Source organism: Pseudomonas sp. MONT-RG-20F-20-E-7-02 (assembly GCF_022662395.1).
GTDB lineage: Bacteria > Pseudomonadota > Gammaproteobacteria > Pseudomonadales > Pseudomonadaceae > Aquipseudomonas.
The window spans coordinates 1-13,019 of the sequence record NZ_JAKNQN010000023.1 but is presented as its reverse complement, the minus strand read 5'-3'; the positions used below and the strand labels follow the sequence as shown (position 1 = coordinate 13,019).

The 13,019-nt window shown below is 63.2% G+C and carries 12 protein-coding genes; 6 read left to right on the top strand and 6 right to left on the bottom strand.

Features of this window, described 5'->3' with window-relative positions; all coding sequences use genetic code 11:
• Positions 1–890: 890 nt before the first annotated feature.
• Complete coding sequence (locus L8I05_RS29345; protein WP_242176695.1) at positions 891–1,799, bottom strand: LysR family transcriptional regulator; 909 nt, start codon at positions 1,797–1,799, stop codon at positions 891–893.
• Positions 1,800–2,003: 204 nt separating this feature from the next.
• On the opposite strand from L8I05_RS29345, the gene L8I05_RS29340 reads away from it, so the two are divergent.
• Positions 2,004–2,402 (top strand): AraC family transcriptional regulator, encoded by a 399-nt coding sequence (locus L8I05_RS29340; RefSeq protein ID WP_106580720.1) that lies wholly within the window; start codon positions 2,004–2,006, stop codon positions 2,400–2,402.
• A 58-nt stretch (positions 2,403–2,460) separates the two neighbouring features.
• Positions 2,461–5,223 carry a winged helix-turn-helix domain-containing protein gene (locus L8I05_RS29335; protein ID WP_242176686.1) on the top strand — a complete coding sequence of 921 codons (2,763 nt, stop codon included), beginning with the start codon at positions 2,461–2,463 and terminating at the stop codon, positions 5,221–5,223.
• Here L8I05_RS29335 and L8I05_RS29330 read toward each other — a convergent pair.
• Positions 5,170–6,669, bottom strand: coding sequence for a winged helix-turn-helix domain-containing protein (locus tag L8I05_RS29330; RefSeq protein WP_242176684.1), 1,500 nt, complete (start codon positions 6,667–6,669; stop codon positions 5,170–5,172). The two genes, L8I05_RS29335 and L8I05_RS29330, sit on opposite strands and share 54 nt — an antisense overlap.
• Before the next feature lie 95 nt (positions 6,670–6,764).
• A complete protein-coding gene (locus tag L8I05_RS29325) occupies positions 6,765–7,715 on the bottom strand; it encodes a GlxA family transcriptional regulator (protein WP_242176676.1) in 951 nt (316 codons plus the stop codon).
• A 181-nt stretch (positions 7,716–7,896) separates the two neighbouring features.
• Between L8I05_RS29325 and L8I05_RS29320 the strand changes: the two genes are divergently transcribed.
• Positions 7,897–8,619: a pirin family protein gene (locus tag L8I05_RS29320; RefSeq protein ID WP_242176674.1), complete on the top strand. Its 723-nt coding sequence runs from the start codon at positions 7,897–7,899 to the stop codon at positions 8,617–8,619.
• Between the two features lie 147 nt (positions 8,620–8,766).
• Positions 8,767–9,114 (top strand): hypothetical protein, encoded by a 348-nt coding sequence (locus tag L8I05_RS29315; RefSeq protein WP_242176672.1) that lies wholly within the window; start codon positions 8,767–8,769, stop codon positions 9,112–9,114.
• Between the two features lie 62 nt (positions 9,115–9,176).
• Here the strand turns inward: L8I05_RS29315 and L8I05_RS29310 are convergent, their stop codons facing one another.
• On the bottom strand, positions 9,177–10,175 hold the full coding sequence (locus L8I05_RS29310) for a quinone oxidoreductase (RefSeq protein WP_242176671.1): 999 nt from the start codon (positions 10,173–10,175) through the stop codon (positions 9,177–9,179).
• Between the two features lie 103 nt (positions 10,176–10,278).
• Between L8I05_RS29310 and L8I05_RS29305 the strand changes: the two genes are divergently transcribed.
• Complete coding sequence (locus tag L8I05_RS29305; protein WP_242176669.1) at positions 10,279–11,142, top strand: LysR family transcriptional regulator; 864 nt, start codon at positions 10,279–10,281, stop codon at positions 11,140–11,142.
• 1 nt (position 11,143) lies between these two features.
• Here L8I05_RS29305 and L8I05_RS29300 read toward each other — a convergent pair whose 3' ends face one another.
• On the bottom strand, positions 11,144–12,103 hold the full coding sequence (locus tag L8I05_RS29300) for a helix-turn-helix domain-containing protein (protein WP_242176667.1): 960 nt from the start codon (positions 12,101–12,103) through the stop codon (positions 11,144–11,146).
• Positions 12,104–12,200: 97 nt separating this feature from the next.
• On the opposite strand from L8I05_RS29300, the gene L8I05_RS29295 reads away from it, so the two are divergent.
• Positions 12,201–12,743, top strand: a complete 543-nt coding sequence (locus L8I05_RS29295) for a thioesterase family protein (RefSeq protein WP_159955455.1) — start codon at positions 12,201–12,203, stop codon at positions 12,741–12,743.
• Here L8I05_RS29295 and L8I05_RS29535 read toward each other — a convergent pair.
• Positions 12,740–12,919: a DeoR family transcriptional regulator gene (locus tag L8I05_RS29535; protein WP_347341240.1), complete on the bottom strand. Its 180-nt coding sequence runs from the start codon at positions 12,917–12,919 to the stop codon at positions 12,740–12,742. The two genes, L8I05_RS29295 and L8I05_RS29535, sit on opposite strands and share 4 nt — an antisense overlap.
• Positions 12,920–13,019 lie beyond the last annotated feature (100 nt).

The window sequence follows — 13,019 nt, the reverse complement described above, 5'->3', positions numbered from 1 at the left end:
GCCGGGTTACCCACGGATTCAAGCCTGCGTTCGGCCAGCGTGGTTTAACGGGGCGCCTAAGATCAAGATCAAAAGCAGATCAAGATCAAAAGCAGAGCACGGCGGCCTGGTAGCCGACCTGAGTGGTTAGATCAAAAGCAAGGCCTAGGCGGCCTGGCAGCCGACCTGATTTTGGAAGCTAAACTCCATCAAATGTGGGAGCTGGCTTGCCTGCGATGGCATCAACTGGTTGTGCCTGATAGACCGGGGTGCCTGCATCGCAGGCAAGCCAGCTCCCACAGAAAAGCAGAGCACAGAAGTCTGGCGGCCGAACTCGGTAAAATTGTGGGAGCGGCCTGGCAGCCGACCTGATCTTGGAGGCTGAACTCCATCAAATGTGGGAGCTGGCTTGCCTGCGATGGCATCAACTGGTTGTGCCTGATAGACCGGGGTGCCTGCATCGCAGGCAAGCCAGCTCCCACAGAAAAGCAGAGCACAGAAGTCTGAACGCCGAACTCGCTCCCACATTTGGATCGCATTGCATCAGACAAAGATGTGTTGCTCTGCTTTTGCTTCTACCACTCAGGTCGGCTACTAGGCCGCCGTGCTCTGCTTTTGATCTTGATCTGCTTTTGATCTTGATCTTAGGCGCCCCGTTAAACCACGCTGGCCGAACGCAGGCTTTGGAGCGGGGGTAAACCGGCAGGACGCCGGCTTAGCCGCGCTGGGCCAGGGATGGCCCATCGCGGCGGCCCCCGCTCCAAAGCCTGCGTTCGGGCACACCGAGCCTAGGCGAGGTGCCGAGTGGTGGGGCGAAGACTTTTTGGTTACTTTTGTGTCTTTACAAAAGTGACCCGCCGTAAGGGCGGAACCCTAAGCCGCCATTACCGCAGCAACGGATATGTACCCAATCAAAAAGCCCGAGCCATATGCTCACTTATACGCAACCGCAACCACCGCTCCGCCGGGTCATTGTCATGCACCCCACTCCAGACCATCGACAACTCCGCCGCCTCGATCTCAAACGGCGGGTCCTCAGCCCGCAACACCGTCCCCTCGGTCAACGCACAAGCCGCATAATCCGGCACGGTCGCAATAATCTGCGTGCCCACCAACAACGCCCGCAACCCACTGAATTGCGGCACCGCCAGCACCACCCTGCGTGCCCGGCCGATCCGCGCCAAATCCAGGTCGATGTTGCCGCTCAAATCCCCCGAAAACGACACCATCGCATGGGGCCGCGCGCAGTAGTCATCCAGGGTCAACGGCGCCTCCCCGTCATCCCCACGCAGCACCTTGCAGGGAATATCCCGCAGCTTCTTGCGCTTGGCATTCGCCGGCAATTCCGTGGTGTAACTCACCCCCACCGAAATCTCGCCACTGGCCAATAACGCCGACATCAACAGGTAATTGGCCCGACGCACCACCACCACAATCCCCGGCGCCTCCTCACGCAGTTGGCTGAGCAGCGGCGGAAACAAGCCAAACTCCGCATCGTCCGACAGGCCAATACGGAACACCGCGCAACTGGTGGAAGGGTCAAAATCCTTGGCACGGCTGACCGCGCCGGAGATGGTGTCCATGGCCGGTTGCAACTCCTTGAGTATCGCCAGTGCCCGTGGCGTGGGTTCCATGCCCCGCCCGTTACGCAGCAGCAACGGGTCGTCGAACAAATCCCGCAGCCGCCCCAACGCCGCACTCACGGCCGGTTGGCCCATAAAGAGTTTTTCGGCGACACGGGTCAGGTTCTTCTCGAACATCAGCGCTTCGAAAATCACCAGCAGGTTCATGTCGACGCGGCGCAGGTCGTTGCGGTTCATGGCGGTTTCCACAGGGTTTCCAGGCCGCCAGATAAGCACACGAACCCACCTGCCGATTGCACGCCTGTGCTGTCTTTTCCACGCCCTGAGCTGGCGAAATTAACAACGATTAACTCGTCAGCCAGACGGTCCGGCGCCAAGAATGAGGCGGTCTACACTGGATCCATTCACCGGGAACGCTCCCATCGACTACGGATATTTGTCATGGCCCGACTTGAGTACTGTGCGCCACGTTTTAGCGCGACCGGCGGCCTATGCCCCCGGCGCGAACGCATTGCCAAACAGCTGATCCTCGCCAACCTCGGTGAAAGCCTGGCGATTGCCGACCTGGCGCAGGCGTGCGCGCTGTCGCGCAGCCACTTTTCCCGGGCGTTCAAGTGCACCACCGGGCTGTCGCCGCAGGAGTGGATTCGCCAACAGCGCATCCAGCGGGCCAAGGAATTGATCACCGGGTCGTCCTTGAGCCTGACGCAAATTAGCCTGGAATGCGGGTTCTGCGACCAGGCGCACTTCTGCCATATGTTCACCCGCAGCGAAGGCGTCAACCCGATGACCTGGCGAAACCACCACTTGCGTCACAAGCCGCAAGTGATTGCGGCCTAGTGGACGGCACACGCCTGGAATATGCTGGCCAGACCCTTTTCCCCGAGCATCGGCCACCATGAGTGACCCCAGCGAACAGGCCGTGCACTTCGGCCCCTACCGCATCCACCCGCGCCAGCGCCTGGTGCTGGAAGCCGGTCGCCCGTTGCGCCTGGGGCGGCGCGCGGTGGATATTTTGCTGATCCTGCTGGAGCAGGCCGGCAAGGTGGTGAGCAAGCAGGAACTGATCGCGCGGGTGTGGCCGAAAACCGTGGTGGAAGACGGCAACCTGCGCGTGCACATGGCGGCGCTGCGCAAGGCGCTGGGCGATGGTCAGGCGGGGCAGCGCTATATCGTCACCGTAGCGCAACGTGGCTACAGTTTTGTCGCACCACTGAGCATCGAACCGATGACGCTTGCCGCCGACGGCATTCCCCACAGCCAGGGCCATAACCTGCCGCTGCGCCGCACCCGCATGCTCGGCCGCCAGGCGCTGATCGATGCGCTGGTGCAGCAATTGCCGCAACAACGCTTTATTACCCTGACCGGCACGGGTGGCATCGGCAAGACCACCGTGGCGCTGCGGGTGGCGGAATTGCTGATCGGGCACTACCGCGACGGTATCCGCCTGCTGGACCTGGCGCCGCTCAGCGCGCCGGCGATGATCCTGCCCAACCTCGCCGCATTGCTCGACCTTACGCCCACCGAGCATGAGCCCCTGCTCACCCTCGCCCGCAGCCTGCACGCGCGTGAGTTGCTGCTGGTGATCGACAATTGCGAACACCTGCTCGACGACATCGCCCTGATCAGCGAAACCCTGCTGCGCCATGCGCCTCACGTGCACATCCTGGCCACCAGCCGCGAAGCCCTGCGCGCCGAAGGTGAACACGTGCAACGCCTCGAACCGCTGGCCTGCCCGCCCGCGACCGGCAACCGTGCCCAGGCCCTGGGCTACCCGGCGCTGCAACTGCTGATCGAACGCGCGCTGTCGCATCAAGACAGTTTTGAACTCAGCGAAGCCGACTTGCCGCTGGCCATCGACATTTGCCAGCGCCTGGACGGGATTCCGCTGGCGATTGAACTGGTCGCCGCGCAGATCCAGCGCTTCGGCCTGCAGCGGCTGCGGGTGCAGATGCAAGACAACATTCGCCTGTTGACCCGTGGCCGGCGCAGCGCCCTGCCCCGCCAGCAAACCCTGCGGGCCACGCTGGACTGGAGTTTTGAATTGCTCACCGCGTGCGAGCAGATTTGCCTGCGCCGCCTGGCGGTGTTTCGTGGCGGGTTCAGCCTGGCCAGCGCGGCGGCGGTGATCGCCGGGAAGCAAATTGCGCTGAACGAAGTGCTGGGCTCGATCACCCAGTTGGTCGCCAAGTCGCTGCTCAATGTAGAGGCTGGCGACGATGAAATGGTCTACCGCCTGCTGGATATCACCCGCACCTATGCGCTGGAAAAGCTCAGCGTGGCCAATGAGCTTGAGGCCATCCGTGAGCGCCATGCGGCGCGGTGCCTGGCGCTGATGGAGCAGGCGCAGGAGGACTGGGAACTGATCGCCACGCAGGCGTGGATCAACCGTTATGCGCCGTTGCGCGAGGACATTCGCGCCGCCCTCGATGGGTGTTTGGGCGACGGTGGCGCGCACCTGCTGGGCATTCGCCTGACCGTCAGCGCCATGCCGCTGTGGCAGGAATTATCCCTGCTGCGCGAGCACGGGTTGTACGTGAACAAAGCCCTGGCGCGCCTGGTGCAGTCGCGTGCGCCGAGCCAGCACCTGCATATGGCCTTGCAACTGGCGCTGGGCAGTTTTTCCTATCATACCCAGGGCGGCACGCCGCAGACCCTTCAAGCATTTGCCTGCGCGCGGCGCCTGGCCGAAGCCGGCAAAGACTTGGGCGGCCAGCTGCGCGCGGTGTCGGGCCATATGGCGGTCAACCTGTGCAGCGGCAACTACCGTGAGGCCTTGGCGCAAAGCCTGCAGTTTGATCAGCTTGGCCCACAATCCGAGCCCTTGCTGGACCTCAGTGCCCAGCGTCTGCGCGTACTGGCGCAACACTTTGCCGGCAACCAGGCACTGGCCCTGCACAACGCCGAACAAGTGATCCAGCGCATGGCCCACAGCGGCCATCTGAATCGGTTTACCCACGGCTTTGGCGTGCAATACGACCAGAGTGTGGCGTCGTTGACGATTCTCGCGCGTACCCTGTGGCTAAGGGGTTTTCCCGAGCGTGCCTGGCGCACCGCGAACCAGGCGCTGGAACTGGCGCTGCAAATCAACCACGGCACCTCGATCTGCTACACCCTGGCCCTGGCCGGCGTGGTGATCGCCCGCTACAACGGCGACAGCGCGGCGGCGCGCTCACTGCTTGACCTGTTGCTGCAACAGGCACACAAACACTCGGTGCAGTTGTTCCACACCTGGGCGCGGCATTACGAGGGCACGGCGACCGACAAGGATTTGCCAGGGCTGGGCCTGGTCCGGGACACGCTGGTAACCTTCAACGCCCTCGCCGTGGATGACGCCTTGTTCGAGCGTGCCAGCAGCGGCGCGGCCGGTTGGTGTACGCCGGAGATTCTGCGCGTGCGCGCCGAGGCAATCCCTGATCTGCGCAGGCGCGAATCACTGCTGCTGGAGGCGCTGGGCCTGGCCCACCAGCAAGGCGCGCTGGCCTGGGAATTACGCAGCGCCACGGCACTGGCGCAAGTGTGGCAAGGCCAAGGGCGCGTGCAGGCGGCGCGCGAGCTGCTGAATTCGGTCTACACGCAATTCAGCGAAGGGTTTGCCACCCACGACCTACTCCGCGTGCGCCGCCTGCTCGACGAGTTGCAAGACAAACGGCCGGCCTGAAAACGGCCCCAGGTAATGCCCATAACCTTGCTGCAAACGCGCCACCTGCACCGGGTCACGCAGTTGCGCCAGGGCGTAGCTGCGCAGGCTGTTGAGCAGGCGGTAGCGCGCAGGGCCCGGGCCCGGCTCCACCGTCAGCATCGACGTGGCAGCCAGACGTGTCAGCAAGTAGGACAAGTCGGCGTGTTCCAGCTCGGTGCCTGCCACCAGCTCGCTTAACAGCGATAGGGTCACGGCCATTTTGAACAACGCCAACTGCAAAAACAGCCAACGCTGCGGCAGGCTCAGGCGCTCGTAACTCCAGTCCAGTGCAGCGGTCAGAGATCGATGACGTTCTATCGCCGTGCGCCGGCCACGGGTCAACACCTGCACGCCTGTTTGCAACTGCGCCTGCAAGCCGCGCAGGCCCAGGGCCTCGACCTGTGCCGCCGCCAGTTCCAGGGCCAGGGGAATGCCATCGAGGCGCCGGCAGATATCGCGCAATGGCGCCAGGTCCTGTGGGCGCAGCACAAATCCTTGCTGACCGGCACGTACCCGCGCGACAAACAGTTGCACCGCCGGGTAGACCATCGCCTGCTCGACACTGCCCCAGGCCGAGGGCGCAGGCAGCGCCAGCCTGGGCACGCGCTGCACCCATTCGCCGGGCACTTGCAAGGCTTCGCGGCTGGTCAACAGCACCGTCACCTGCGGCGCTTTTTCATGCAGCACGCGCACCAGATGGCGGCAGGCGCCGAGCAGCACGTCGGCGCCGTCGAGTACCAACAACAAGTGGCGCGCAGCCAACTGCTCGCACAGTGCATGTGCGCTGCTACACGGTTGCAGGTTCAGGGTCGTGGCCAGATGGCGCAGCAGTTGGCTCGGCGCGTGGACCGTGGCCAAATCCACCCAGCCCACGCCGTCGCGATAGCGCGGCAACACCCGTTCGGCCAGGGCCAGGGCCAAGGTGCTCTTGCCCACGCCGGCGCAGCCGGTGAGCATGATCAGCCGCTGGCCGGACAGCCGCCGCACCAGTGCACCCAGCAGCTCATCACGGCCCAGCATCGGGCTGAGCCGGGCGGCCAGGTTGTGCCAGGGCAGCGCCGACGCAGTGGTCGACGGTGCGACAAAACAGTAACCACGCGCAGGCTCATTGAGGATATAGCGCTGCCCGTCCAGCGCACGGCGCAGGGCCACGATGTGCACGCGCAAGTTGTTCTCTTCGACCACGCTGCACGGCCAGACCCGCGCCAGCAACGTGTCCTTGGCGACAAATTGGCCTGGCGTTTCCAGCAGCACCGCGAGGATATCCAGCGCACGCCCACCCAGCGGCACCGGCAGGCCAGCCTTGCTGACCAGACGCTGTTGCCGGTGAAAGGTGTAGGGGCCGAAGCTCACTGCGTGTGGGTTGTTCATCCGGTTAGCGGCGCTGGAACACCCGGTCTTGGGCGTTTGCGCATCCTTTTCCATGGGCCTGTCGCTATCTTGCCAGCTCGCCGTGACAGGACAATGCTGGCACGGGGAGCGACACGGACAATCAGGTGCGCGATACAGCCATGCTGGCGTTAACTGAACTGCTGTCGGTATTGAGTCGGGTTAAGGCCAAGCTTTTCACTGAACAGAAAACGCATGTGCCGCACGCTGCCAAAACCTGCGTGAAATGCCACGGTCTTCAGCGGCAGGTCGGTGGTTTCCAGCAGGTGCCGGGCGCGGTCGATGCGCGCGCCTTGCAGGAACGCCATGGGCGTCATCTGCACCTCCCTGGCAAACACCCGCGCGAAATGGCGCGCACTCATGCCCGCCAACGCGGCCATGGCGTCGATAGTGAACGGTTGATCGAGTTGCGCCAGTACGTGATTCTGCACGCGGGTGATCGCGGTTTCCAGCGGCGCCACCGCAGCGGTCATTGGGCTGAACTGGGCCTGGCCGCCCTGGCGTTTCATCACCACCAACAACACTTTGGCGACGTCCACCGCCACCTGTTTGCCGTGGTCCTGGGCGACAATCGACAGCGCCAGGTCGATACCGGCGGTCACCCCGCCGGAGGTGATCAAGCGGCCATCCTGCAAGTAGATGCGATCGGTCTCGACAATCGCCTTGGGGAAGCCCTTGATCAGGCGCTCGGTGTAATGCCAGTGGGTGGTGACGCGGCGGCCGTCGAGCAGCCCGGCATGCCCCAGTACAAACGCGCCGGTGCAGATCGAGCCGTAGCGCCGCGCCCGTGGGGCTGCGGCCTGCAGCCAGGGCAGCAGCGCTGGGTGACATTCGTTATAGGCGCCGGGGCCGCCCGGCACCAGCAACAGGTCATAGGCGTCGTGGGCCTGGTCCAGTTGCAGGTCGGGCTGCACGTGCACGCCATTGGACGCGCGCAGCAAGCCCGGCTCAGTGCCAATCGTCAGGATCTGATAGTGCGCGGTCGCCGGCAGGTAGCGGTTGGCGATGGAAAACACTTCAAGTGGCCCGGCCATGTCGAGCAGGAGGAAGTCCGGAAACAGCGCCATGGCCACGGTTTTCATGCGGGGATAAGTCCATCGAAAAGGAAGTCGAGGCGGCATTATGGCACGGCTTTTACTGTCAACTTTAAGGAGACAGTTATTCAAACTTCAGCTTCTTAATGAATTTTCGGGTAACCATTAATCTTCTTCTCAACGCAAGCGCCCTGCATCACGCAGCCCGCGCTCACTTGAGGACAAGACCATGCTGACCCTTCGCAAAGCTTCGGACCGCGGCGCCGCCAATCACGGTTGGTTGAAGTCGTTCCACACCTTCTCGTTCGCCAGCTACTGGAACCCCGCCGAGCAGGGCTTTTCCGACCTGCTGGTGATCAACGATGACCGCGTCGCCGCCGGTAAAGGCTTCGGCCAGCACCCGCACCGCGACATGGAGATTTTCTCCTATGTGCTCGAAGGCGCCCTGGAACACAAGGACACCCTGGGCACCGGCTCGGTGATTCGCCCTGGCGATGTACAACTGATGAGCGCCGGCAGCGGCGTGGCCCATAGCGAGTTCAACCACAGCCAGACCCAGGGCGTGCACTTCCTGCAAATCTGGATCGTGCCGAATGAGGCCGGTGCCGAACCGCGCTATCAACAGGAACACTTCAATACGGCGCAGAAACGTGGGCGCTTGCAGTTGATCATCTCGCCGGATGGCGCCGAGGGCTCGCTGAATGTGCGCCAGGACGCACGGGTGTATGCCGGGCTGTTCAACGGCGCCGAAGCCGCGACCCTGGACCTGCCGCCGGATCGCCACGTGTACATCCATGTGGCCAGGGGCAGCGTTGACGTCAACGGCCAGCGCTTGCAGGAAGGCGACGGCGCCCGTGTGAGGAATGAACGCCACATTAGCCTGAGCCATGGCGAGGATGCCGAGGTGCTGGTCTTCGATCTGCGCCCTCAGGACCGGCCGCAGATGCCTTGACCGTCGACGCGATGGCCCGCCCGAAAACGGGTCATCGCTGGCATCGATAGTCACCATCAGCCCAATGAAGTTCTCTTAAAAACACCAACGCGTAACATCAACCCCATGCCAAACGGCACCCAACTAAAACACTCGGAGCACACCCTCATGAAACGTCAACTCTTGCTTAGCCTCGCTTTCTCGGTACTGGCTGCAAACGCTTTTGCTCACCCGGTTGTCGCTGAAGGCGGCGCGGATCGCCTGCAAGGTAACCACGTAGCGGAAGGCGGTTCTGATCGTTTGCTGGAACGTCGTGTGGCCGAAGGGGGTTCTGATCGTTTGCTGGAACGCCGTGTGGCCGAAGGTGGTTCTGACCGTTTGCTGGAACGTCGTGTGGCCGAAGGCGGTGCTGATCGCTTGCAGGAACGTGGCCTGGCTGAAGGCGGTGCTGATCGCTTGCAGGAACGTGGCCTGGCCGAAGGCGGTGCTGATCGCTTGCATGGCAACAACGTATAACCCCGCACAGTTCGCGGGGCACCCCAAACCGGCCTGATCAGCCGGTTTTTTTCGTCCCCGATTCAGTCCAGGTCGCGGTCCACCCACATCACCGCCTTGCCGATCTGTTGCCGCGCCTCGATGCGCGCATGCACCTGCTGCACCGTCTCCAGGCTGTAATGCCCTTCGATGTCCACCGTCAGCGAACCCTCCAGCATCGCCGCGAACACCGCGTTGGCGCGCCGTTGCACCGTCGCGCCATCGGCCATATGGTCGGCCAGCCGTGGCCGGGTCAAAAACAGTGAGCCCGCCTCGCCCAGTTCAATCGGGTCCAGGTCGGTCAGCGAGCCGGAGACGTTGCCATAATTGACGATCAAACCGCCGGTGCGACAGGCACGAAAACTCTCGCGCAAGGTGTTTTTGCCGACGGAATCGAAGACCACATCTACCCCGCGCCCGCCTGTGGCTTGCCGTACCTGGTCGGCAAAACCGTCATACGTCCACGCCTGATCGGCGCCGCGCGCAAGCGCAATCGCACATTTCTCGGCGGTGCTGCCGGTGGTGAACACCGTGGCGCCCAAGCGCCGTGCCATTTGCACCAGCAATTGGCCGATGCTGCCGGACGCGGCGTGAACCAGGCAGGTACTGCCCGCGTGTAAACGGGCGACATCGTCAACCAGGTAGTGCGCGGTGCAGCCCTGAAACATCGCTGCCGCCGCCTGATCGAAGCGGATGGCGTTGGGGATTTGCGCAATTTTGTCGGCGGGCACATGGGCGTATTCGGCATAGGCGCCCCAGGCAATGCACCAGGCCACGCGGTCGCCAACGGCCAAGTGACTCACGCCCGCGCCGACTTCCACCACCACGCCGGCGCCTTCCATGCCCAAGGTGCACGGCAGTCGTACCGGGTACGTGACCGAGTGGGCGTATTTACCTTGGCGCGTGTGAATGTCCATGAAATTGATTCCGGCACAGGCCACCTTGACCAGCACATGCCCGGCCGTCGCCTGGGGTTTGGCAACGTCGTGGCGCAGGTGGGCAACTTCAGGGCCGCCGTAGGCTTGCAGGGTGATGGCTTTCATTGGGGGAACAACTCCGTTTGCACTGGGAAGCGGCCATGGTAAAAGGACAGGCTCGGCAGGAATATTCCCCAATCTCTCCCAACCTCTGTGCGGAAATAACCCGATGTTTGACTGGCAGGATCTGTATTACTTCACCGTGTTGGCGCGCACCCAGTCGCTGTCGGCGGCTGCCCGCGAGCTGCAGGTGGAGCACGCCACCGTCGGGCGGCGGGTCGACGCGCTGGAAAAAGCCCTCGGCGTGAAACTGGTCGACCGCCTGCCCCGCAGCCGGCCGCTCACCGCGCAGGGCCTGGCGTTGGCCAAATTGGCGGCGGGCATGGGCGACATGGCCACCGAAGTGATGCGCCTGTCCCGCGTGGCCTCCATCGAACTGGCCGGCACCGTGCGCGTCAGTTGCCCGCCGTCGATTGCCAACCATTGCATCGCGCCGCACGTGGCACGGCTGCGCGCGCAATACCCGCAGCTGAACCTGGTGTTGATGCCCTCCACGCAACTGGCGGCGCTGGACAAGGGCGAAGCCGATATCGCCCTGCGCACGGTGCGCCCCGACGAGGATGCACTGGTGCGCCGCAAGGTCGGCGTGGTGCGCTTCGGGCTGTATGCCGCGCCCGCGTACACGCAACTGCCCGCCGCCCAGTGGGCATTTATCGCCTACGACAGCAGCCGTGATCACTTGCCGCAACAGGCGTGGCTGCACCAACTGCGCGGCCAGCGCCCGATCGTGTTTGCCGCCAGCGAGTTGATCACCCAGCAAATGGCTGCCCGCTCGCAGGTCGGCGCGGTGGTGTTGCCGACATTGGTGGGCGATCGCGACCCGCTGTTGGCGCGGCTGCCCACCGCTGGCGACGGCCCGGTGCGGGATATCTGGCTGACGGTGTACCCGGATATGCGCCGTTCGCCGTCGGTAAAGGTGGTGATGGAATTTCTGGTGGCGTGCATTGAAGGTGAAGCGCAGCTGCGGCGTTGAGTCAGCCTGCCGTGGCGAGGAATTTCTTGCGATACGCCGCCGGCAGCATGCCGACGCGCTGCTGGAACAGGCGACGAAACGAATTGCTGTCCTCATACCCCACTGCGTAGGTGATGCTTTCGAGGGTCATGCGCGTTGATTCCAACATCTGCTTGGCACGCTCCAGGCGCAAGGTTTGCACATAGGCAATAGGCGTATAGCCCGTTGCCTCCTTGAACCGCCGCTTGAAATTGCGCACGCCAAAGCCAAAGCGCCGGGCCACGTCATCAATCACCAGCGCCTGGGCAAACTGCTGCTCAAGCCAATGCTGCACCCGCATGACCTCGCCGTCGCCGTGGTTCTTGGGCAATGACCACATGGCGTACACCGACTGCTCGGTGCGTACGTTGTCGATCAGCAAGTATTTGCCACAGGTATGCGCCAACTCGGGAGAGCCGAAGCGGCGGATCAGGTGCAGCATCAGGTCCATCGCGGCGCTGGCGCCACCGCAGGTGATCACGCGGTTTTCTTCGCAGAGTATCTGCGCGTCATCCAATGCAACACCCGCGTAACGTTGCCGGAAAAACCCGGCAAACGCCCAGTGGGTGGTGGCGCGCAAGCCCTGCAGCAAGCCGCTCTCCGCCAGCAGAAAAGCCGCCGTGCACATCGACGCTAGCACCGTTCCCTGGGCATGGCGTTCGCGCAACCAGGGCCCGTAGGCGGGAAAGCTCGGCATGGCCTCCTTGAGGGTAAACAGAAAACCAGGGATCAGCACTAGGTCGGTCTGATGAACCTGCGCGAGCGAACACCTTACCTGCAAACGCTGCCCACCCCAGGCGTCCACGGCCTGGCCGTCGAGGGAGGCGACCACGATCTCGAACGGCGGGCTGTCGGCGAACAGGTTGGCGGCGCTGAGCATTTCCAGGGCCAGGGTGGCGCTGGCGGCGGAGCATTGGTCGACCAGAAGCAAGGTAATGTGCATGTTTGCGCTTTTCGCATGTAATAAGTCATTTGCGCACCTACCTTAGCCGATTCCGCGCCCGTAGAGTGCGGCCACTGATCAACTGCCTGGCGCGTTTATGAATCTCTGGTTTCGATTGCTCTACATGCTGTCCCGTCGGCCCTGGCGCACACCGGCCCATGGCCTGGAGACCACCGTGGTGCGCATGCGGGTGTGGCCGCTGGACCTGGACATCAACCGGCACGTCACCAATGGCCGGTATTTCTCCCTGGCGGATGTGGCGCGGATGGATTTTGTACTGCGTACCGGCGCGTTTCGCGTGGCCCTGCGCAACAAGGCCCTGCCGATCGTGGGCGATACCTGGGGCAAGTTTCGCCGCGAACTGAAGCTGTTCGAAGTGTTCGAGGTACACACCCGCATGCTTGGCTGGGACCACAAGTGGAGCCTGATGGAGCACCGTTTCGTCAGCAAAGGCCGGGTGATCGGCGTGGTGGTGATGCGCGGGCTGTTTCGCTCAGCCAAAGGCACCCTGCCCCCGGCAGACTTCGTGCGCGAGCTGGGGTTGGCCGAAGCGTCGCCACCGCTGCCGCAATGGCTGAGTGACTGGGCGAAAAGTTGTGATGCTATGAGTGTGCAATTGCGCGCAGAGGAGCTGGTTTAAACCACGCGGGCCAGCTTCTTCAAGTTGGCTTCGGCGTCGTCTCTGCCCACATACAGGAAGCGTTTGCCTTCCTGGACTTTGAACAGCACCTTCATACTCACTAACTTGTCCAGGTCCTTACGTGCGGTATTTTCCGAAACGTCGTAGTCGTGAGTGAGTTCCTTGGGGGTGAAGATGCGCCCCGGATTACCCGCTCCGCGTGGGAATGCATGCTGTGACGCTCTGCGTCACCTGTACATCGGCCTTGAGATAGATGCTGGCGCGGGACGCGGAGCC

Excerpts from the sequence above, each read along its gene's own strand:
- L8I05_RS29345 (WP_242176695.1), bottom strand. The coding sequence starts at position 1,799 with ATGAACCGCAACGACCTGCGCCGCGTCGACATGAACCTGCTGGTGATT.
- L8I05_RS29340 (WP_106580720.1), top strand. The coding sequence starts at position 2,004 with ATGGCCCGACTTGAGTACTGTGCGCCACGTTTTAGCGCGACCGGCGGC.
- L8I05_RS29335 (WP_242176686.1), top strand. The coding sequence starts at position 2,461 with ATGAGTGACCCCAGCGAACAGGCCGTGCACTTCGGCCCCTACCGCATC.
- L8I05_RS29330 (WP_242176684.1), bottom strand. The coding sequence starts at position 6,669 with ATGGAAAAGGATGCGCAAACGCCCAAGACCGGGTGTTCCAGCGCCGCT.
- L8I05_RS29325 (WP_242176676.1), bottom strand. The coding sequence starts at position 7,715 with ATGAAAACCGTGGCCATGGCGCTGTTTCCGGACTTCCTCCTGCTCGAC.
- L8I05_RS29320 (WP_242176674.1), top strand. The coding sequence starts at position 7,897 with ATGCTGACCCTTCGCAAAGCTTCGGACCGCGGCGCCGCCAATCACGGT.
- L8I05_RS29315 (WP_242176672.1), top strand. The coding sequence starts at position 8,767 with ATGAAACGTCAACTCTTGCTTAGCCTCGCTTTCTCGGTACTGGCTGCA.
- L8I05_RS29310 (WP_242176671.1), bottom strand. The coding sequence starts at position 10,175 with ATGAAAGCCATCACCCTGCAAGCCTACGGCGGCCCTGAAGTTGCCCAC.
- L8I05_RS29305 (WP_242176669.1), top strand. The coding sequence starts at position 10,279 with ATGTTTGACTGGCAGGATCTGTATTACTTCACCGTGTTGGCGCGCACC.
- L8I05_RS29300 (WP_242176667.1), bottom strand. The coding sequence starts at position 12,103 with ATGCACATTACCTTGCTTCTGGTCGACCAATGCTCCGCCGCCAGCGCC.
- L8I05_RS29295 (WP_159955455.1), top strand. The coding sequence starts at position 12,201 with ATGAATCTCTGGTTTCGATTGCTCTACATGCTGTCCCGTCGGCCCTGG.